Genomic DNA, 19895 nt, shown 5'->3' on the forward strand with positions numbered 1-19895 from the left:
ACGCGAAGCGAGTACATGTAAAAGGTGAGGATAAGGCAATCGCCCTAATCAAAGGTAAACGCTGACGGGTGTTTCTTTCCAGAAAACCAACGGCTTTGCAGCACCTGTTAAGTGTTGATCGCAACGATCTCGTGGCCCTTTTTCAGCAGGACATAACCATTCATGCGCCGGTAAGGACGTAAATGCTCTTCCTTGGCAAAGCGCATGAACATACGTATGAACCAGTTGGCGGGCAGGTCTCGCCCCAGATCCCGACCGATCTCGCCGAGAAACCGCACCTGATCAATTTGCCAGCCCAGATCCGCGAAAAAGCGCGGCCAGTCGTCCGGGGCTTCACCGGGATTGAATTGAAATGGCGCGTTCTTCGCCAACTGTCTCATCATTTTTCCGCGCGCAGAAACTTGATTAAACAGCGGAGAAAAATAGTCACTTAGCCAATAGGTTACATGGCTTTGTTCATTTAGATTGCGCGCCAGTTCGGCCACAGCGGCATTGGTCAGATACGGCACCACGCCTTCGGTCAGCACCAGTATCGATTGCCCTCGCATATTCAGCGCTTTCAGCAAGTCTTCCCGCGCCGCGTCCTGCGACAGATCGCAGGCGATCCGCTCAAGCCGACAGACCGGTGTTTCACCTTTCAGGGCATCGGTCTTGAAATCGATCATGTGCGGAAAATCGACTTCGATCCACGGGAAATTGGGTTTCAGATCCAGCCGATAGGGGCGCGTATCGAGGCCGGCGCCCAGATTGACCACACAATCGACGCCACCCTCAATCGCCTCAAGAATATAGCGATCGATCGTGTAGGTGCGCAGCGCCATCGACCAGGCCATGGCGCGTTGGATACCCATATGCCGCGCCAGCTTCTCCCCACGATCGCCAACCAGCTTGCCGGCCAGAGGATCATGAAACAGCGCATCAGGCCGCTGCGTTTCCATCCAGCGATAATAGGCTACCCAAAAAGCGGTATCGGACACGTGGTCAATGGTTTCGCTCACAGTCTGTTTCCCGTATCATGGGCTCACATCAGGGAGCCAATTATGAAGTCGCTGCTTTTCGCAGGCCTTGCGCTGTCAGCCATCATCATCACGGGATGCGCCACGGATCAAGCGCCACGTCCGGGATCAGGCGCGATGACGTCTCATGAGGCTGTCATTACCGAAAAATACTGGAAGCTGGTGGAGCTAAACGGCCATCCCGTCGAACCGGGGCCGAACGACACTTACATAACGCTCAAACGGGATGGTCAACGGCTTATCGGGTCGGGGGGCTGCAACCGCCTGGGCGGAACTTACACGCTGGGCGCCATGAACTGGGTGCGCTTCTCGCAGATCGTCAGCACGGAAATGGCGTGTACGCAGGGCATGGAGACCGAAACGCAGTTTCTGGACGTGCTCAATAACGTCGATAGCTATGACGTCAAGGGTGACAGGCTGGTGCTCAATAAGGCCCGCATGGCGCCGCTGGCACGCTTTGAGGCGGTATATATGCAGTAATTTGATCGCGACCACAGGCGGCATGGGTAGGCGCCATCTGCGCAATCGGAGTGGCGGCAGGAGGCAAAATAAAACCATTGGCTTGCCGCAAAACTGTAATTATCATTGCGATGATGTGGGGATGAAAAGGGCCATCACCTGAAGTCAGGCAGTGCAAAAGCAATTGAGATAGCACAAGCAGTTCTAGCCATTTTAGTTGTCCCAGCACTTTGGCCGTTAAGTTTCATCGGGGCTACAATTTTTCTTCCAGGCACTATAGATCCATTGCTCGGCGGACTGCAAAACGTTCTTTACATCCCAGGTCTCATTTGGTTGCTGGCAGTTCTTTTAAGAACAGTCGGAATAGCTAGGCTGTTTCAGGTGAAAAGGAATAATGTGCTCTTTTTAGGCACATCCATAGCCTTGGCATTGGTGTTATCGACTGGCCTTTGTGCGTATTTGGCACGGGGCGACTATCAGTTGATCGGTCAAAAGGTGTTATTTATCCGGATCATTTTGATGTTATAGAAGAAGCCGGGAGGTTCTTAATGGTCTCAGCTTTTACCTCTGCTGTGAGTTTCGTGACAGCCTGTTTATTCGCAGCGATTGGCGGGTTCCGATTGTGGAAACCAAAACATGAACTGGCTATAGCAAATTCTGTTTTAGAAAAGAGGTTTTGAATGCTTCAGCGATCCGCTTGATGTTTGCTTGAAGTGGTGTTTGGCGAGGCAACTTATGCCTAGGCCGTCAAAGCCGCCGCTATCGCTATCAGGCTGTAAAGTAAGGGAAACTGGCGGACAGGGTGGGATTCGAACCCACGGTAGGCTTCCACCTACGGCGGTTTTCAAGACCGCTGCCTTAAACCACTCGACCACCTGTCCGCGCGAGGGAAGGGCGCTTGTAGCGTGCGTCCGCCTGCGTGCCAAGCCCTGTTTTGTGGCAAGTCCGCGTTTTTCCGGAAAATGTCGACCCGGACGAACAGGCTTAACCGTCCTTAACCAAAGTTTTGCATATTGCGCGCAAACTGAAGGCTCAATTCATGCGTCTTTCAGAAAGAAGACCGCGATCATGCGCGCGCCACACAGCTCACAGATCACATCGATAATGAGGCTCTTAGGCCTTGTTTCCTTAATGGTTTTGACAGGTTGCGCCACGACGCGACAGAGCGAGGATCTGGGCAGCGGGCGCGGGGCGAAGGTGGCGCGCGATCCGCACTATAATTCGGGCACCTTACGTTCCTATACAGTGCGCGGCACCACCTATTACCCCAAGATTCCTTCCGTCGGCTACAGCGAGACCGGCACGGCGTCCTGGTACAGCGAGGAATCGCCCAACCCCCATACCGCGAATGGCGAGGTCTTCATGGCCGACGACATCTCCGCGGCGCACAAGACCTTCCCCTTGCCGAGTGTGGCCGAAATCACCAATCTTGACAACGGCAAGACCATCCGGCTGCGCGTCAATGATCGCGGCCCCTTCGTACAAGGGCGGATCGTGGATCTGTCGCGCGGCGCAGCCAAGGCGCTGGGCGTCTACCAAACCGGCACGGCGCGCGTGAAGATTACCTTCCTGGGGCCCGCTGAAGGGGGCGCGCCGGTCTATGCCGGTCCGACCTACGCCGCTTCATCGGGCGATGAGCGGCGCTATATTGTGCAACTGGGCGCCTTCGGGCAAGAAGCCAATGCTGAGGCGGCGCAAGACCGACTGGAGGATGCCCGCATCGATCGGCGCGGCGGTCTCTATATTGTTTTTATCGGCCCCTATAAGGGTGCGGCCGCGGCCGAAACCCATCGGCAGGATGCCATCGACGCCGGCTTTAGCGGCGCCATCCTCGTGCGCAGCGATTGAAATTTTTGCCGATTAGGGCTTGAGAATTGCTGCGAAAACCGGTCTATCTCGCTGCGTGAACACATCATCCGAACATACATCCGAAACAGGACGCTTCATTACCTTTGAGGGCGGCGAGGGGGCGGGAAAATCCACCCAGGTCAAGGCGCTGGTGGCGCGTTTGCGCGCGCAGGGGCTCGAAGTTGTCCAGACGCGCGAACCGGGCGGCTCTCCCGGCGCCGAGGCTCTGCGCGATCTGCTGGTGCAGGGCGACGCCACGCGCTGGTCGGCGGTCAGCGAACTCCTGATGATGTATGCCGCCCGCGCCGACCATCTGGAAAAAGTAATTCGTCCGGCACTGGCGCGCGGCGCCTGGGTGATCTGCGATCGCTTTGCGGATTCCTCACGCGCCTATCAGGGCGCCGGCGGCGGGGTGGCGCCGGCCTTTATCGAGCAGGTCGATCAGGTTGTGGTGGGTAGGACTCAGCCAGACCTGGTGCTGGTGATGGACATGCCGGTCGAGGTCGGCCTCAAGCGCGCGTATGACCGTGGCGATATCGAGAATCGTTTTGAATCGAAGGGCGCGGCTTTCCACGAACGTCTTCGCGCCGGCTTCATCGCGCGCGCCGCTGCGCATCCTGAGCGCTATCGCCTTATCGACGCCGATCAGCCGATCGAGCCGATCACGGCCGAAATCTGGTCGATGGTCCTTTCGGCCTTTCCTGTCTTGCGAGGCGCATGATGGATGCGCTGACCACGCCACGCGAAAACTTCATCTTTGAGCAGGGTGAAGCAGCGGATCAGGCCTTTCTGTCGGCCTATGACAAAAACCGTCTTCATCACGCGTGGTTGTTGTGCGGACCGCAAGGGCTGGGCAAGGCCAGTTTCGCCTTCCGGTGCGCGCGTTTCCTGATGGGGCGTGATCGGGATACGGCCTTCGGTGGATTGGGCATGTCGCCGGAAGACGCCGATGTCCGCCTGATCACCGCCGGTTCGCACCCCGATCTGTTGGTGCTGGAACGCGAAATGGGTGAGAGCAAGCTGAAGAAGAACATCAGCGTCGACGCCGTGCGTGAGATCGGCGAATTTTTCTCCAAGGCACCGTCGCGTTCGCCTTATCGCGTCTGTATCATCGATTCCGTTGATGACCTAAATATCAATTCTGCCAATGCCTTGTTGAAAATTCTTGAGGAACCACCTCATAAGGGCATCATCTTCCTGATTTCCCATTCGCCGGGCCGATTGCTGCCCACCATCCGTTCGCGCTGCCGGAGGCTCACCTTTGTGCCCTGGACGGATCAGGCTGTTAGCGCCTTCGCGCGCAAGCGCCTTGACGTCGATGAAGAGACGCTCACGCGACTGGTCAGATTGGCCCATGGCGCGCCAGGCAAGGCGCTAAGCCTTATGGAAGAAGGCGCTCTGGAGATGGATAGCTTCGCCGGACGACTGCTTGAGAAGCCCTTGCCACCGCGCGCAGAGCTGATGCAAATAGCGGCCACGTTCAAATCATCGTCCGCTAAAAACGATGGCGCCCGCAAGTTCGCCACCTTTATGGCCTGCCTGACAGACCGTCTTCATGAGCGTTCGCTGAGCGCGGAGACGTCACAAAACGGGCAAATTTATTCGCAACTGTGGTCCAGGCTGATTTTATCGGTCGGAGAGGTCGAATCCGTCAATCTTGACCGCGGAGACTATTTTTGGTCTATTTACAACGAATTGGCCAGCTTATCTTAAGGTGTGATGTGAGAAGTTATGGTTGATTGCCAATATATTGATTCCCACGTCAACCTGCACGCCCCGCAATTTGACGAGGACCGCGCCGAAGTGATCGAGCGCGCCCGTGCCTCGGGTGTCGGGCTGATGGTCAACATCTGCGATAAGGTGTCAAATTTCGATGCTGTGTATCAGATAGCGCAGGATCATGACGATATCTGGGCCACCGTCGGTACGCATCCGCACGAGGCGCGTGAAAATCCCAACCTGACCGCCCAAACCTTACTGGATCTGGCACAAAAGCCCAAGGTGGTCGGCATCGGTGAGTGCGGTCTTGATTTCCATTATGATTTCAGTCCGCGCGATATCCAGGCGCAGGTTTTCCGCCAGCATATCATCGCCGCGCGTGAAAGCGGCTTGCCCCTTGTCGTTCATACGCGCGAAGCCGATGACTGGATGGGGCAAATCCTCAGTGAAGAACACGCCAGGGGCGCCTTCAAGTTACTGCTGCATTGCTATACGAGCGGCGCGGAACTCGCTAAAACCTGTGCGGAAATGGGCGCCTGGTTTTCGGTTTCGGGCATCGCCACCTTCAAGGCGGCGCAGGATGTCCGCGATATCATCGTCGATATGCCGGCCGACAAGATCATCATAGAGACCGATTGCCCTTATCTTGCGCCAATTCCAATGCGCGGGCGGCGCAATGAACCGTCTTTCGTGCGCCATGTCTATGACAAGCTGGGCAACATTCGTGGCTGGAGCCTCGATGACGTCAGGGCGAAGACCCATGACGCCTTCTTCAAGCTTTTTGACAGGATACCCCGCTGATGGCGCAGGTGCTTCAGGTCAAGATTCTCGGGTCCGGTTGCTCAACCGGCGTGCCGCGCATCGACGGCTATTGGGGCGCGTGTGATCCGGAGAACCCTAAAAACCGACGCTCACGCTGCTCGGCGTGGTTCGGACTTTATGATCAGGCAAGGCCTGAAAGCATGACCTCGGTTGTGATCGATACGTCACCCGATTTCCGTGACCAGATGATCCGCGCCAAGGTCACGAATATTGATGCTGTGTTATGGACGCACGATCATGCCGACCAGACTCACGGCCTTGACGATATGCGCGCCTTTACCTTCAAACGCGACACGCCAATCGATGGCTATGCAGATCAGGCGACCATGGACACCCTGGCAAGGCGCTTCGGCTATGTTTTTAAAGGGAATTTGGGCTATCCACCTGTCTGCGAACCCCATCTTATACCGCCACATGGGCAGCCATGGAGCGTCGCAGGTGAGGGGGGCGCCCTGCCGATCGTGACCTTCGATCAGGAGCATGGCCCCATACGCTCGGTAGGTTATCGTATCGGTGATGTGGCCTATTCGAGTGACATATCGAATATGCCGGAAGACAGCTTTGCAGCCTTGCGGAATTTGAAGGTGTGGATTGTCGATTGCCTGCGTTATAAGCCGCATCCGACCCATTCGCATTTGGAAAAAACACTGGAATGGATCCGGCGCGTGCGACCCGAACGCGCCATTTTAACGAATTTGCACCAGGATCTGGACTATAAAACGCTACAGGCTCAACTCCCTGAGGGTGTCGAGCCTGCTTATGATCAGATAGGTTTTGAAATTAACCTTTAGGCTGCCGCGTCAATAGGTTAAGAGGCGGCCTTGATGTAATAGGTGATCCAGTTCAGTCATAGTCCAATGGCACGCCACCGTAATAGACCGTTTGCGCGTGGTAATGGGTGAACATGGCGCTGTCCGCCATGACAATCCCGGTGATCGCCAGAATGATAGCGCTCAGGAAGGCCAAGGCGATGAGCAGATTGATCGGCAAGGCGCGAACTTTGTGACGCGCGTGAAGCGTCAGTTGGCCAAAAGTATCGGTCGTTGGTTCAAAATGTTCGGCGGTCGTGGTAGCCATGGCGGAACTCCTAACGGACGTGCAATCTGTGCGCAAAATCTTTGCATTTAAATCAAGCTACGTGGTTTGCCATAAGGGGTATGTGTCGAACGCTGTTACGGCGCATAAGTAAGCTATAAGGGCGTTTGCTGAAGCGAAACTCGCCACATTGATGCAGTATTTCCCATAATATTTATTATGCGACAATGATGTGTAGCCCTGTGCCACTCTGCGGACTTGACCTTGAGACTGTGAAAACGTCTTCTCATCATGATGATTCCCGCCACACAACGCAGCCGATGAACCGTCTTAGCCAGCAAGCCCTCCCCTGGATCAAGGTCCTTCTCTCACAAGCCCTTGTGATTGCGGCGCTTTGGTTCCTTGGCGACAAGATTCCCGTGCACGGATTGTTGCGCCTTGTGTTGCTAGGTTTTGTGGCGGCTGTCATCGGCAGGTTTATGGGCTTGTCTTGGTTTTGGATACCGATCCAGGTTCTGCTGCCGCTGGCCGTGGCGTTTAATGCCGCCGTACCCGCCTGGGCCTATCTGGTCGCTTTTGTTCTCTGCGGTCTTATCTACTGGAACAGCGCCTCCGAACAGGTGCCCTTCTATATGACCAATCGTAAAACCTGGCAGGCCATCAGCGATCTCACGGGTGAAGCCACCAGCTTTGTCGATCTCGGCAGCGGCATGGGCGGCGTCGTGGCTTTCGTTTCCAGCGCGCATCCCAACCTGAAAGCCTTTGGTTTTGAAACCGCACCGCTCGTCTATCTTGGTTCGAAAATCTACATGCTGTTCGCAGCATCTGCCAACGCCAAGGTGATCTACAAAAACATATGGCACGCCGATCTTGCGGACTACGACGTCGTCTATTGCTTTTTGTCGCCGGTGCCCATGCCGCGTATGTTCGATAAAGCCAAGGCCGAGATGCGCGCCGGTACGCTCTTGATCAGCAACAGTTTTCCTGTGCCGGATCATGAACCCGACCGCATTGTATCGGTGGACGATCACCGGCAGACACAGCTTTACGTCTATGTCATGTGATGGCCCGTTGGCAAACGCGCCGTGGTGCCCTATCGTGGCCTCAAGAGACTCGCAAAATCGGGGGAAATCGTGGCGTCACAAACCAGCACACAGCCAGCCAGCGATAAGGTCGGCATGGGCCGTATGCTCGCCTTCATAGCGCCCTGCGTTCCCTTTGCCGCCTTGGGTTTGCCGCTGGTCGCCACCCTGCCGGAATATTACGGCACCCAGCTTCAGTTGGGCGCCATGGTCGGCGCTATTTTCTTCATCGTTCGTTGCTTCGATATCCTGATAGATCCGGTATTGGGACACTGGATGGATCGCACGCGGACAAAGCTTGGCCGCTTCAAGCTGTGGATGCTGATCTGCCTGCCCATCCTTTTCGTCAGCAGCGGCTTTATCTTCATGGCGCAAAAAGGCGTCGGGCCGATCTATCTCGGCCTTTGGCTGTTTGTGCTTTATGTCGGTTTCTCGATTGCGGCGCTCAGCCAGGCCAGTTGGGGCACCGTGCTCTCCACCGATTACAATGAGCGTTCGCGCATCTTCGCGTGGTGGCAGGTTGGCAATATCATCGGCATTCTGGCGGCGGCGCTTATTCCCGTGATTATTCAAAGTCTTGGCTACAGCTATAGTCTCGGCGTTCAGATCATGGGCGCCTTCATTATGCTAAGCCTGCCGATCAGCATCGCCATCGCGCTGTGGGTGGTACCGGAAAAAGTCTCGAACACCTCCACGCATGATCTCAAACTCAGCCACTATTTCGATATGTGGAAGCGCAAAAACGTGCGCTGCATTCTGTGGGCAGATCTCTTCATGGGGTTGGCGCCGGGCGTGATGGCCGCCCTCTTCTTCTATTTCTTTGAAGAGACCAAGGGGCTGACGCGCATGGAGTGCAATATCGCCATGCTGCTCTATTTCGTGGCGGGCATTGTGGGCGCGCCGATCTGGACGATCGCCTCTAAGCGCATGAGCAAGCACAAGGTTTTGATCCTTTCCAGTCTGATCTTTGCCGTGCTTTATGCCGCCATGTACTTCGCGCCCAAGGGCAATTTTATTGTCTGCGCCGCCATGACATTTGCCAATGGAATCCCTTACGCCGCCTCGCTTTTGCTGACCCGTGCGCTCATGGCCGATATCGGCGATGAGGTCATGCTGGAAACCGGCCATGATCACAAGGGCACGCTGATGGCGATCCTTTCCGCTACCACGAAGATCGGCTATGCCATTTCCGCCCTGACCATCACGATCCTGGGCCTGCTGCATTTCAACGTCAAGGCGCCGGCCCAAAGCCCGGCCGATGCTCTGGTGTGGGTAGAAATTTTCTTTATCGGCCTGCCGGTGATCTTCCTTATTCTTGGCGCACTCGCTATGAAGGCCTACGATCTGACGCCTGAACGGCACGAACAGATTATGGCGCAACTGAAAGCAAAGGACATCGTGTGAGCGATCCGAAATCCATCGACGGTCTTCTGGACGTCATGCGCCGTTTGCGCGATCCGGAAACCGGCTGTCCGTGGGACAAAGAACAAACCTTCGATACCATTGCGCCCTATACAGTTGAGGAATCCTATGAGGTGGCCGATGCCATCCAGCGCAAGGATATGCGCGATCTGAAGGAAGAACTGGGTGACCTGCTGTTTCAGGTGGTGTTCCACGCGCGTATCGCCGAAGAACAGGGTCTGTTCGATTTCAACGACGTGGCCGCCGGCATGAGCGAAAAACTGATCCGCCGGCATCCGCATGTTTTCGGCGATGCCGGTGCTCGCACGGCCGAAGAGCAAAATACCGAATGGGAAATCATCAAGGTGCAGGAGCGCAAGGCCAAGGAAAAGCACGGCCTGCTCGATGATGTGCCGGTCGGTTTACCCGCCCTCACCCGCGCCGCCAAACTGACCAAGCGCGCGGCGCGGGTCGGCTTCGACTGGCCAAGCGTCCATGAGGTGCTCGATAAGCTCGATGAAGAAATCGAGGAATTAAAAGTCGAGATCGCCAGCGGCGATGTGCAAAAATCGCATGAGGAACTGGGCGACGTCCTGTTCGTGCTGGCCAATCTGGCGCGCAAGCTCGATGTCGAACCGGAAAACGCTCTACGCATGACCAACGCGAAGTTTGTCCGGCGCTTTGAAACGATCGAAGCGGAACTTTTCAAGCTTGGCAAGACGCCTGATCAATCCGACCTGGCGGAAATGGACGCGCTGTGGAATGCCGCCAAGCACGCCGAGCGCGAAACCCAGTGATGTGCTGAAGATTAAGCCGCTCCCGAAGCGTTTGCGCAATACGCTGATGAGTACGCTGTTTTGCGCCGGCCTGATTATGGCCTACCACGCCACGACGCAAAATCAGCCCCTGCCCGCGGATGCCCATATCAGCTATGAAGCGCCGGGATCTGTCAGGCTTGATGTCGATGCCGAAGGGCATGTGGTTCTCAGCGATATGACGCGGGTCTATCGCTACAAGATTTCCAAATTCGCCGTAAAACGCATTCTGCGTGCCTTTCAGCAGGCGCGCTTTTTTGAGCGTCGTATCACGGACTATAGAGGCGATTGCCAACTGACGCTCAATGCCGATCATCAGAAAGTGGCGATCCGGCATGATTGCGCGACAACCGCGCCAGAGCTAAGCAAGCCGGTGGAAGCGCTGGATATCACCACACGCTTCCGTCGCGTTTTGGCCGGCGATAAAAACACCTTGCGCGATTATGCCGTTAAGGTCGCGCGGCGCCCTTCCTGATATCAGGTTGCTTTCATATTGAAATGAAAGTCGCATTTTACTTGCTGTACGCAATTGGAATTTTAACCTGATTGCGAATGGCAACTTAGTTGCAATCGGACTTTTATTTAGCAAGCCATTGAAAGCTGTCTTGCGAATCAAAAGATTAACGCGCATCACTTGCGAACTGCCATGTAAGATGTTTCTGGTGCCCGCGTATGAAAAAGCCTGCCAAACCCTCCCCTGCCCGCTCAAAGCTGGTGCAAGGTGCAAAGCCCGCCAAGACGAAGCAGAGCGCACTGCCGAAGACGCACCGATCGCTATGCCCGATCAATCTGGCGCTGGAGGCTATCGGCGATAGCTGGTCGATGCTGATTGTGCGGGATCTGATGTTGCGCGGTCATAACAGCTATCAGGGTTTTCTGCGCTCAGAGGAAAAGATCGCCACCAACATTCTGGCCGATCGTCTGCTCAAGCTGGAACAGAACGGCCTGATTACCAAGACGGCTGACGCCACCGACAAGCGCAAGTTTATCTATGCTCTGACCGAACGCGGTGCCGATCTCGCGCCCGTGCTGGTCGAACTCACACTCTACAGTCTGAAATACGAGCCGCGCGTCGATATGGCCAAGGAGGTCATCATGGACATGCAGAAGAACAAGCAGGTTTTCGCCACCCGCCTGACCCGCAACTTCACGCCCAAAACCCGTTCAAAACCCGCGAGCAAAAAAGCCGAAATCGATCCGGTAGATGAGACCCTGAGCCTGTTCTAGCTATTCCATCGCCGCAAGCTGATCGTGTTCCATCTCTTCCGCCGACTTTTTCTTTTTCGGCGCGGCGATCAAAAGCAACAGAGGCATGGAGAGCAGGCACAGGATCAGCATCAGCCAGAAATTATCGACATAGGCAATCATGCTGGCCTGGCGATTGATCTCATTGTTCAGGCCTTCAAGCCCGGCTTGGGTTTGAGCGTAACTGCTGCTCATCAGCGCCGAATTGGTCTCCGTCATACGTTCGACAATCCCGGCGTGCGCGGCCTGCGTGTTGCCGACCTGAAGCGCCTGCACCATGGCGATGCCGATACTGGAGCCGATATTGCGCATCAGACTATAGATGGCGGTGCCTTCCGGGCGCAAGTTTGCCGGCAGAGTGGCAAAGGACGCGGCGCTCAGCGGCACGAACACCAGCCCCATGCCGATGCCCTGAACGATACCCGGCCAGATGATATCAGGTTGTGACAACACGATCGTATAGGTGCACATCCAGGCCAGCGAAACCGCCGTCAGGCCGAAACCGGCCGCAAGGATCAGGCGTAAATCGACCTTCCCGACCATCCGCCCGACCACCAGCATGGCCAGCATGGTGCCCAGTCCGCTCGGCGCCGTCACCACACCGGCGGCCATGGCGGAATAATGCATCAGGCCTTGCAGCATGGAGGGCATAAGCGCGCGCGTGGCGAAAAGCACCATCCCGACGATGAAGATGAACAACAGGCCGGTCACGAAATTGCGATTATACAGCAGCCTGTAATCAAGGAATGTGGCGCCGGCCGGCCGCGTGGCCGTGTGGATGATGAAATAGCCCAGGCTGACGAACACGATGATCGCCTCGATCCAGGTTTCCGATGACGAAAACCAGTCGTTCGATTGTCCGCGATCGAGCAGCATCTGCAACGATCCGATGGCCAGGCTGAGCATGGCGAAACCGAAGACATCGAAGCGAATACTGCGTTTGGCGATGGTGCGCGGAATATATTTCCAGATGCCGAAAAAGGCCGCTGCGCCGATCGGCACATTGATGAAAAAGCACCAACGCCAGTCATAGGCATCGGTCAGCCAGCCGCCGAGCGTCGGCCCGAGGATCGGCCCCACCATGACGCCCATGCCCCAGACCGCCATGGCCGAACCGTGCTTTTCCTTGGGGTTGATGTCGAGCAGGGTCGATTGCGACAGCGGCACGAGCGCGGCGCCGAACAGGCCTTGCAACAAACGCGCAATGACGATTTCCGATAGATTGCTGGCAATGCCGCACAACATCGAAGCGACGGTGAAACCGGCGATGGAAACGAGGAAGACGTTCTTCAAACCGAAGCGATCCGATAGCCAGCCGGTCAAGGGCGTGGCAATGGCGGCGGCGACGATGAAAGACGTCAGCACCCAGGTGATCTGGTCCGACGAGGCGTTGAGGCTGCCCTGCATATGCGGCAGGGCCACATTGGCGATGGTGCCGTCGATGGCCTGGATAATCGTTGCCAGCATGATCGAAACCGTGATCATGCCACGATTGATGGCTAAGCCGCCCGCAGGGGCTGTTGCTGTACCACTCATCAGGGTGTCTCTATAAGTGCTTGTATATTTTCAAGGATATCGGCGGTCATGGCCAGTTTTTCGGGCTCGATATGGCCTAATATATCGCGCCGCATCTCGTCGGCACGGGCGCGCACCTTGCCATAAAGCACCTCGCCGGCCGGCGTCAGCACCACGTGTTTAACGCGGCGATCGCTTTCCGAGGCGACGCGTAAAACCAGACCGGCTTTTTCCAGACGATCGATGGTCGAGACCATGGTGGCGGCTTCTACCTGGACCAGATTGGCCAGCTCGCCTTGCGACAAAGGGCCTTGGGTCTTGGCGATATAGGCGATGCTGACCCAGCCGGCCTGACTGACACCCAGGTCTCTCAGGCGGCGATCAAGGGCCAGACGCCACATACGGGCGGTATTATGCAGGGCGGCGGAAAAGCGATCTTCGACGGACATGTTTACATCTAATACTTAGAAGTCTAACCATTTACGCCCGTGTCATCGTCATGGCAAGAGCCGTGTGCGTTAAAATTTAAGAATCAGGATTTGCCGGTCAACATTCGTTCATAGCGGCCATAGGCCTGATCGCTGAGTTTAACGCGCAGATGGGTGCGGCCGTCCTCATCCTCATGACGACCCAGAACGCGGCCATGCTGATAGAGGAAAGCGACCACATCGCCCTGATGCGGTTCCAGTGTAATATCCATTTCTTCGCCGGCGGCATCGACCAGAAGTGCGATCTGCTGCAGCAGATTAGCGACGCCTTCTCCGGTAATCGCCGAGACAAGCAAGGGCTTGTTGCCGGCGCGGTCGGTAATGGCGCGTGAATACAAAATGTCTTTGGATTCATCGTCTAACAGGTCAATCTTATTCCACACTTCGACCATGCGCGAGCGGTCGAGGTCGGGCAAAATATGCGCCATGACCTGCTCGACGTCCGATTTCTGCGCCTCCGTTTCCGGATTGGAGACATCGCGCACATGCAGGATCAAATCGGCTTGTTCGACCTCTTCGAGTGTTGCACGAAAAGCTGCTACCAGCTCGTGAGGGAGGTCAGAAATGAAACCCACCGTATCGGACAGAATCGCCGAGCGGCCGTTCGGCAGCTTGAGTGAACGCAAGGTGGTGTCGAGCGTGGCGAACAACAGATCCTTGGCAAAGACCTCGGACTTGGTCAGGTTATTGAACAGGGTCGACTTGCCGGCATTGGTATAACCGACCAGCGCCACGATAGGATAAGGCACCTTCTTGCGTTGATTGCGATGCAGACCGCGCGTGCGCCTCACCTCTTCCAGCTCGGATTTAAGTTGCTTGATCTTGTCGGCGATCATACGGCGATCGAGTTCGATCTGGGTTTCCCCTGGCCCGCCGGTCGTGCCGGTGGCGCGCTGACGCTCGAGGTGGGTCCAGGTGCGAACCAGGCGTGAGCGTTCATACTCAAGACGCGCCAGTTCAACCTGCAGCTTGCCTTCACCCGTACGGGCGCGGCGCCCGAAAATTTCCAGGATCAGGCCGGTGCGATCGACCACCTTAACATCGAGGGCTTTTTCCAGATTGCGTTGCTGAATAGGCGAAAGCGATCCATTGACGACACACAACGACGCTTCAGCTTCTTCACACAGCGCTTTGATTTCATTGACCTTACCCTCGCCGAAAAGCGTGGCCGGATTGAGCTTGCGTACACGCACGGACAGCGTGCCGGTGATCTCAAGGTCTAGAGCCATGGCGAGGCCCACGGCTTCTTCAAGCCGTGAGTCGTCGTACTTGCGGGCGACAGCCGTATCTCCGCTGTGGCGGGCGGAGACATGGACATCTATGTCGGGGTCAACGACGACAGCGCGCACGATCTCCGGCGCGTTGTCATGGAAACGATCGGTCAAACTAAAAAGCCTTGAAGGGATTTAGTCGTCAAGATCTTCTTCTTGCTCGTAAAGCTGGACGGGTGCGGCCGGCATGATGGTCGAAATCGCGTGCTTGTAAACCAGTTGCGATTGACCGTCGCGGCGCAGAAGGACACAGAAGTTGTCAAACCAGCTCACGATGCCCTGAAGCTTGACGCCATTGATCAGGAAGATGGTGAGGGGTGTTTTTGTTTTGCGCACACTGTTGAGAAACGTGTCTTGCAGGTTTTGTTTCTTATCGTGGGACATTGTCGGCCCTTCTCGTTTAAAATTTGAGGGGCACAATACCCCCCACACAGACAATAAGCCTCATATTTGGCAAAGAATCTCTTTGAATTCAACTGCGCTTAAGTAAATTTATTTTACACACCCGCGGTGCGGCGCGCATGATCGATATAGGCTTCCCTTAGCGCACAAGCGATTGGTCCCGGTTTGCCGTCGCCGATAACGTGATCGTCGATGGCGACAATCGGCATGACCAGGCTGGTGGCGGCGGTGATAAAAACCTCAGCGGACGCCTTGGCCTCTTCCAGGGTAAAGCTTTCCTCGCGAAGTTCGAGCCCGCTTTCACGGATCAGCGGCAGCACGTTCAGGCGCGTGACGCCCGCTAATATGTTGGCGCTCAGACTGCGCGTGCGGATAACGCCTTCGGCCGAGACGATATAGACATTGGTCGAGCCGCCCTCAGTCACACAGCCATCTTGGTCTACGAAAATGACCTCTCCGGCGCCCTGCTCTTTCGCCTTTTGTTTGGCCAGTACATTGGGCAGCAGACCAACCGTCTTGATATCGCAGCGGCCCCAGCGGATATCCGGCGCGCTGATGGCTTTGATGCCGACGGCCGCCTTCTTCTCAGCCGCGTCACGATCGACGGGCTTGGCGGTGATGACGACCGAAGCGCGGGCATTGGCCGGAAAAACGTGGTCACGTGGCGCCACGCCACGGCTGATCTGGAGGTAGATCATGCCTTCGCGGATGCGATTTCGCCTGACCACCTCGTTCAGCACCACCAGCAAAGAACGGCTCGGCATCGGCATGGTGATCTGCAATTCACGCAAGGAACGCTCAAGGCGGTTCATGTGGCCGTCAAGATCGGCCAGCCGGCCATCGAACACCGACCACACCTCATAGACCGCGTCGGCGAACTGGTAACCGCGATCCTCGATGGAGACGGCGGCTTCGCTGGCGCGTTCGTAGACGCCGTTGACATAGGCTATTCTGGGCATGACTCACTCTTGGCTGACAGATGCGTCTGAATAGCTTCTAAAACCGGCTTGCGCAAACTAGATGTCGTCTTCATCGCTACGGATATGGGCCAGTCCCAGGCTCTTCAGCTTGCGGTGCAGCGCCGAGCGCTCCATGCCGATGAAGTTGGCGGTGCGCGAAATATTGCCGCCGAAACGTACGATCTGCGACGACAGATATTCGCGCTCGAACACCTCACGGGCATCGCGCAAAGGCAGGGCGATGATGCGCTCCGGACGAATAGCGCCGGCGGTCGCCGATTCCACCACTTCCGACGGCAGCATATGCGCTGTGATCGGCTCGCTCGGACTCCCGGTCGCCAGGATCAGCAGGCGTTCGATGTTGTTGCGAAGTTGGCGGACATTGCCCGGCCACTCGTGCACCTGCAAGGTGGCCATGGCGTCCTCTGACAGGATGCGCTTGGGCAGGCCTTGCGCCGCCGCGATGCGGTCGATGAAATACTGCACCAGTTCGGCGATATCGCCACGACGCTCCGACAGCCCGGGCACGCGCACGGGCACAACATTGAGACGGTGGAACAGGTCTTCGCGGAAGCGGCCCGCCGCGATCTCGGTCGAGAGGTCTTTCGAGGTTGAGGAAATGACCCGCACATCGACCTGCACATCCTGGGCGCCGCCGACGCGCGTGAAGCGCTGCTCGACGAGCACGCGCAGAATGCGGCTCTGACTTTCCGGCGGCATGTCGGCCACTTCATCGAGAAACAGGGTGCCGCCATGGGCGCGTTCGAACACCCCGATCTTGCGCGGACGCCCGCTCTCGCCTTCTTCGCCGAACAGTTCGACATCGAGCCGTTCCGGCGTCATGCCCGCGGCCGAAATTGGCACAAATTCGCACTTGGCGCGCGGGCTGACCTCGTGGATCATGCGGGCCACCAGTTCCTTGCCGGAACCGGCTGGCCCGGAAATCATGATGCGCGAATTGGCCGGCGCCACCTTGGCTATGGTCGACCGCAACAGTTGCGCCGCCGCTGAATTGCCGATCAGTCCGTCCGGCACGACGGCTTGGCTGCGCAGGCGCTTGTTTTCTCGGCGCAGACTGGTCAGTTCAAGCGCTCTCTGAACAACCATGATCAGGCGCTCTGTTTTGAAGGGCTTTTCGATAAAATCAAAGGCACCCTTTTTGATGGCGGTGACGGCGGTTTCAATCGTGCCGTGACCGGAAATCATGATGGCCGGAATATCCGGATCGAGCTCGTGGATCACGCTCAGCAGCTCGATGCCATCGAGGCCCCCGCCCTGCATCCAGATATCGAGCACGCAGAGGCTGGGCTTGCGCGCCTTTATTGCCCGCAAGGCGGCGTTGGAATCGGCCGCGGTTCGCACCGAATAGCCTTCGTCTTCCAGAATACCCGCGATCAACTCGCGGATATCCGCCTCGTCATCCACAACCAGAATATCAACGCCAGACGATACTTTCATCACATCCTCATATATTTTGGCTCACAAGTTTCGGGCCGCTCTGACCTTCTCTTGCCGCTACCGGAATTTGCCCGATCTGCATACGCGGCAAACGCAGGACAGCCCGCGCGCCGCTTAATTGGACCGCGTCGTTGAGGTAGAACTCACCACCGTGGTCTTCGAGAATACGCTTTACAATAGCCAGACCGAGGCCCGTGCCCTTTTCACGCGTGGTGACATAGGGCTCGGTCAATCGGTCACGATCTTTTTCCGGCAGGCCGATACCGTCGTCTTCGACCTCAATGACAAGTTCGCCATCTTTGATCAGCATTTCGACGCGCAGATGGCCAAGAATGCCATCATTCGGCTGGACTTCATCGCTGCCGCGATCACGCATCAGGCGCGAAGAAATCGCCTCGCCGCCGTTTTTGAGAACGTTACCAAGCGCCTGGCTAAGCATCCGGCCATCGCAGATCACCTTGATGTCCGGCATGGGCTCGACAATCTCGATAGAAATATCCGGCCTCGCCACACGCTGCGCGAAGACGGCGGCGCGCACCATTTCCGGTGCGTCTTCCTCAGAGAAATTCGGCGCCGGCATACGGGCGAACGACGAGAACTCATCGACCATGCGGCCAATATCGCCGACCTGTCTCACAATGGTGTCGGTCAAGCGGTCGAAGATCTCGACATCCGTATTAATCTGACCGCGGTATTTCTTGCGCAGGCGTTCGGCCGAAAGCTGGATCGGCGTCAGCGGGTTCTTGATCTCGTGCGCGATGCGACGCGCCACGTCTTTCCAGGCGGCATTACGCTGGGCCGCGATCAGGCGCGTCATGTCATCGAAGGTCAAAACCGCGCCGCCGGTCTCCAGACCGGACGCCCGCACGCGCATACGGCGGGTTTCACCCTTGCGCACCAGATCGACCTCGACCTCTTCGACGCGATGCACCGACACCTTGTCGAGAAGTTCAGTAATTTCAGGTGCTAATTCGCGTATGTTCACACCTAGCGCATCCTCGGAAGCGATGCTCAGAAAGTTGGCGGCATGACGATTGATGGCCGAAACATGCTCCAGAACATCAAGCCCAACGATGCCGGCGCTGATTTCGGACAGCACGGTTTCGATAAAGCGCCGCCGGCTTTCCGCTTCCTCACCGGCAGATTTAAGCGCCGCCTGCTGACTTTGCAGGTCGGAGGTCATGCGGTTGAACGCGCGTGACAACACAGCGATATCTTCGGATTGCTTGACCGTCATGACGCGCGCGTTGAGATCCCCACCAGCCACCTTGTCAGCGGCTTGCACAAGTCGGGCCACCGGCACAGCGATGCTTTCCGCCGCTGAGGTACCGCCCCAGATGGCACCGATCAACACCAGAAGCACGGCCTCGACATAGGCCATGAAGAAGATGCCCTGAGCCCGGATCTTCTTGTTGGTGGTCTCGCGGTAGTCGTTGATCGCCTGGGTCGCGGTCTGGATCTTGGCGTAGATGCCCGTTGGCAGAAGTTTGATGCCATAAAGCATAGCGCCGTTATAGTTGCTGAGTGGATAGATCAGACGGATGGCGTCGGGATCGCCATAGGGGTAGGCCTTAGGGCCAGTTGAGGCCACATCCTGAATCGCTTCCGGTGGCGGCGCCATATATAGAGGCGAACCCTTGCCCTCGGCGCGTGCCAAAACCTGTCCGGTCCGGTCGATGACATAGATGGCCGTCAGTTCTCCGCGTTGCTCTTCCAGTGCTTTTTGCAAGCCCATGGCGAAGGCCAGCCGATCGGGAAACAGCTTACGACCATTCTCGCTCTGCGCGCGTGTCTGGATATCCTTCATGGCGATGGTCGAGGCATCAATGGCGCTGGTCAGGTAAACGCCGGCGAAATCATAACCGTTCTCGACCGAGGCCTTGACCCTGTCAGAGAACCAGGTGTCGATGCCTCGATTGAGAAAGGTGAAGGACAGGGCCACGATGATGGCCGGAGTGACCGCCGCCAGCGAAAACAGGAAGACGAAGCGCAGGTGCAAACGCGCCCCGGCATCGGCGCCACGGCTGCGCGCAATCGTGATGACGCGCCGGACGACGACGAAAACCAGACCCAGCAACAGGGCCAGATTGAGAAAAACGAGGATGAGAAGATAGTCGGCGGTGTTGCCGACGGGCCCCTTGATGGTCAGGCCGGTGCCAGGCGTGGCGACGATAAGCCAGACGATAAAGGCTGTGGTCAGCATGGACGCGCCATAACCCACCGCTAGGCCAAGCTTGCCAAGGCCAGCCGTGCGGAGCGATTTCAGGCTGCGTCGCAATTGCGGCAGCCAGCGTCGTCGTGCTGTAGCGTCTTTCAAGGGTGAACCACTGATGACCAAACTAGTGACATTTGCGCACTAC

Annotated in this window: 20 protein-coding genes and 1 tRNA gene; 11 read left to right on the forward strand and 10 right to left on the reverse strand. The window is 56.9% G+C overall.

Annotated elements, in window-relative coordinates; translation table 11 throughout:
- Positions 1-107 precede the first annotated feature (107 nt).
- Positions 108-998, reverse strand: a complete 891-nt coding sequence (locus B060_RS0102410) for a class I SAM-dependent methyltransferase (RefSeq protein WP_018080152.1) — start codon at positions 996-998, stop codon at positions 108-110.
- A gap of 42 nt (positions 999-1040) precedes the next feature.
- Here B060_RS0102410 and B060_RS0102415 point away from each other — a divergent pair, with 42 nt between their 5' ends.
- Complete coding sequence (locus B060_RS0102415) at positions 1041-1496, forward strand: META domain-containing protein (RefSeq protein WP_018080153.1); 456 nt, start codon at positions 1041-1043, stop codon at positions 1494-1496.
- 770 nt (positions 1497-2266) lie between these two features.
- On the opposite strand, the gene B060_RS0102425 is transcribed toward B060_RS0102415, so the two are convergent.
- A tRNA-Ser gene (locus tag B060_RS0102425) sits at positions 2267-2356 on the reverse strand.
- A gap of 250 nt (positions 2357-2606) precedes the next feature.
- Here B060_RS0102425 and B060_RS0102430 point away from each other — a divergent pair.
- Genes B060_RS0102430 through B060_RS0102450 form a run of 5 tightly spaced genes read left to right on the forward strand, consistent with a single transcriptional unit; the run spans position 2607 to position 6655 of the window.
- Complete coding sequence (locus B060_RS0102430; protein WP_018080155.1) at positions 2607-3323, forward strand: septal ring lytic transglycosylase RlpA family protein; 717 nt, start codon at positions 2607-2609, stop codon at positions 3321-3323.
- A 55-nt stretch (positions 3324-3378) separates the two neighbouring features.
- Positions 3379-4044 carry a dTMP kinase gene (gene tmk / locus B060_RS0102435; RefSeq protein WP_018080156.1) on the forward strand — a complete coding sequence of 222 codons (666 nt, stop codon included), beginning with the start codon at positions 3379-3381 and terminating at the stop codon, positions 4042-4044.
- On the forward strand, positions 4041-5036 hold the full coding sequence (locus B060_RS0102440) for a DNA polymerase III subunit delta' (protein WP_026172532.1): 996 nt from the start codon (positions 4041-4043) through the stop codon (positions 5034-5036). Before tmk ends, B060_RS0102440 begins: the two co-directional genes overlap by 4 nt.
- Before the next feature lie 18 nt (positions 5037-5054).
- Positions 5055-5843 carry a TatD family hydrolase gene (locus B060_RS0102445; protein ID WP_018080158.1) on the forward strand — a complete coding sequence of 263 codons (789 nt, stop codon included), beginning with the start codon at positions 5055-5057 and terminating at the stop codon, positions 5841-5843.
- Positions 5843-6655 carry an MBL fold metallo-hydrolase gene (locus B060_RS0102450; protein ID WP_018080159.1) on the forward strand — a complete coding sequence of 271 codons (813 nt, stop codon included), beginning with the start codon at positions 5843-5845 and terminating at the stop codon, positions 6653-6655. The genes B060_RS0102445 and B060_RS0102450 overlap by 1 nt, the downstream gene beginning before the upstream one ends.
- 52 nt (positions 6656-6707) lie before the next feature.
- Here B060_RS0102450 and B060_RS0102455 read toward each other — a convergent pair whose 3' ends face one another.
- A complete protein-coding gene (locus B060_RS0102455; RefSeq protein ID WP_018080160.1) occupies positions 6708-6941 on the reverse strand; it encodes a hypothetical protein in 234 nt (77 codons plus the stop codon).
- Between the two features lie 278 nt (positions 6942-7219).
- Here B060_RS0102455 and B060_RS0102460 point away from each other — a divergent pair, with 278 nt between their 5' ends.
- The 5 genes from B060_RS0102460 (at position 7220) to B060_RS0102480 (ending at position 11424) form a co-directional block, all read left to right on the forward strand.
- Entirely contained in the window at positions 7220-7963 is a 744-nt protein-coding gene (locus tag B060_RS0102460; RefSeq protein WP_018080161.1) for a hypothetical protein, read from the forward strand.
- A 69-nt stretch (positions 7964-8032) separates the two neighbouring features.
- On the forward strand, positions 8033-9385 hold the full coding sequence (locus tag B060_RS0102465; RefSeq protein ID WP_018080162.1) for an MFS transporter: 1353 nt from the start codon (positions 8033-8035) through the stop codon (positions 9383-9385).
- Positions 9382-10179, forward strand: a complete 798-nt coding sequence (gene mazG / locus B060_RS0102470; RefSeq protein ID WP_018080163.1) for a nucleoside triphosphate pyrophosphohydrolase — start codon at positions 9382-9384, stop codon at positions 10177-10179. The genes B060_RS0102465 and mazG overlap by 4 nt, the downstream gene beginning before the upstream one ends.
- Positions 10180-10225: 46 nt before the next feature.
- Positions 10226-10672: a hypothetical protein gene (locus B060_RS0102475; RefSeq protein ID WP_155847533.1), complete on the forward strand. Its 447-nt coding sequence runs from the start codon at positions 10226-10228 to the stop codon at positions 10670-10672.
- Between the two features lie 197 nt (positions 10673-10869).
- Complete coding sequence (locus tag B060_RS0102480) at positions 10870-11424, forward strand: winged helix-turn-helix transcriptional regulator (RefSeq protein ID WP_018080165.1); 555 nt, start codon at positions 10870-10872, stop codon at positions 11422-11424.
- Here the strand turns inward: B060_RS0102480 and B060_RS0102485 are convergent, their stop codons facing one another.
- From B060_RS0102485 to B060_RS0102515, 7 genes are all read right to left on the reverse strand, one after another.
- Positions 11425-12978: a DHA2 family efflux MFS transporter permease subunit gene (locus B060_RS0102485; protein WP_018080166.1), complete on the reverse strand. Its 1554-nt coding sequence runs from the start codon at positions 12976-12978 to the stop codon at positions 11425-11427.
- Positions 12978-13406, reverse strand: a complete 429-nt coding sequence (locus tag B060_RS0102490; protein ID WP_018080167.1) for a MarR family winged helix-turn-helix transcriptional regulator — start codon at positions 13404-13406, stop codon at positions 12978-12980. The genes B060_RS0102485 and B060_RS0102490 overlap by 1 nt, the downstream gene beginning before the upstream one ends.
- Before the next feature lie 83 nt (positions 13407-13489).
- Positions 13490-14830 (reverse strand): GTPase HflX, encoded by a 1341-nt coding sequence (gene hflX / locus B060_RS0102495; RefSeq protein WP_018080168.1) that lies wholly within the window; start codon positions 14828-14830, stop codon positions 13490-13492.
- Between the two features lie 21 nt (positions 14831-14851).
- The gene (gene hfq, locus B060_RS0102500) at positions 14852-15100 is read right to left on the reverse strand and encodes an RNA chaperone Hfq (RefSeq protein WP_018080169.1); all 249 of its coding nucleotides are present in this window, start codon (positions 15098-15100) and stop codon (positions 14852-14854) included.
- 113 nt (positions 15101-15213) lie between these two features.
- The gene (locus tag B060_RS0102505; protein WP_018080170.1) at positions 15214-16077 is read right to left on the reverse strand and encodes a D-amino-acid transaminase; all 864 of its coding nucleotides are present in this window, start codon (positions 16075-16077) and stop codon (positions 15214-15216) included.
- A gap of 57 nt (positions 16078-16134) precedes the next feature.
- Positions 16135-17535, reverse strand: a complete 1401-nt coding sequence (ntrX, locus tag B060_RS0102510; RefSeq protein WP_018080171.1) for a nitrogen assimilation response regulator NtrX — start codon at positions 17533-17535, stop codon at positions 16135-16137.
- A gap of 7 nt (positions 17536-17542) precedes the next feature.
- On the reverse strand, positions 17543-19852 hold the full coding sequence (locus B060_RS0102515) for a sensor histidine kinase NtrY-like (RefSeq protein WP_236621537.1): 2310 nt from the start codon (positions 19850-19852) through the stop codon (positions 17543-17545).
- Positions 19853-19895: the final 43 nt, after the last annotated feature.

It is taken from the genome of Asticcacaulis benevestitus DSM 16100 = ATCC BAA-896, assembly GCF_000376105.1.
Classification (GTDB): domain Bacteria; phylum Pseudomonadota; class Alphaproteobacteria; order Caulobacterales; family Caulobacteraceae; genus Asticcacaulis; species Asticcacaulis benevestitus.

What these genes read in the sequence shown, in the direction of transcription:
- B060_RS0102430 (WP_018080155.1), top strand. Translation starts at nt 2,607, where the DNA reads ATGGTTTTGACAGGTTGCGCCACGACGCGACAGAGCGAGGATCTGGGC.
- B060_RS0102445 (WP_018080158.1), top strand. Translation starts at nt 5,055, where the DNA reads ATGGTTGATTGCCAATATATTGATTCCCACGTCAACCTGCACGCCCCG.
- B060_RS0102490 (WP_018080167.1), bottom strand. Translation starts at nt 13,406, where the DNA reads ATGTCCGTCGAAGATCGCTTTTCCGCCGCCCTGCATAATACCGCCCGT.
- B060_RS0102415 (WP_018080153.1), top strand. Translation starts at nt 1,041, where the DNA reads ATGAAGTCGCTGCTTTTCGCAGGCCTTGCGCTGTCAGCCATCATCATC.
- B060_RS0102475 (WP_155847533.1), top strand. Translation starts at nt 10,226, where the DNA reads ATGAGTACGCTGTTTTGCGCCGGCCTGATTATGGCCTACCACGCCACG.
- B060_RS0102455 (WP_018080160.1), bottom strand. Translation starts at nt 6,941, where the DNA reads ATGGCTACCACGACCGCCGAACATTTTGAACCAACGACCGATACTTTT.
- B060_RS0102485 (WP_018080166.1), bottom strand. Translation starts at nt 12,978, where the DNA reads ATGAGTGGTACAGCAACAGCCCCTGCGGGCGGCTTAGCCATCAATCGT.
- ntrX (WP_018080171.1), bottom strand. Translation starts at nt 17,535, where the DNA reads ATGAAAGTATCGTCTGGCGTTGATATTCTGGTTGTGGATGACGAGGCG.
- hfq (WP_018080169.1), bottom strand. Translation starts at nt 15,100, where the DNA reads ATGTCCCACGATAAGAAACAAAACCTGCAAGACACGTTTCTCAACAGT.
- B060_RS0102505 (WP_018080170.1), bottom strand. Translation starts at nt 16,077, where the DNA reads ATGCCCAGAATAGCCTATGTCAACGGCGTCTACGAACGCGCCAGCGAA.
- B060_RS0102440 (WP_026172532.1), top strand. Translation starts at nt 4,041, where the DNA reads ATGATGGATGCGCTGACCACGCCACGCGAAAACTTCATCTTTGAGCAG.
- B060_RS0102450 (WP_018080159.1), top strand. Translation starts at nt 5,843, where the DNA reads ATGGCGCAGGTGCTTCAGGTCAAGATTCTCGGGTCCGGTTGCTCAACC.
- B060_RS0102480 (WP_018080165.1), top strand. Translation starts at nt 10,870, where the DNA reads ATGAAAAAGCCTGCCAAACCCTCCCCTGCCCGCTCAAAGCTGGTGCAA.
- B060_RS0102460 (WP_018080161.1), top strand. Translation starts at nt 7,220, where the DNA reads ATGAACCGTCTTAGCCAGCAAGCCCTCCCCTGGATCAAGGTCCTTCTC.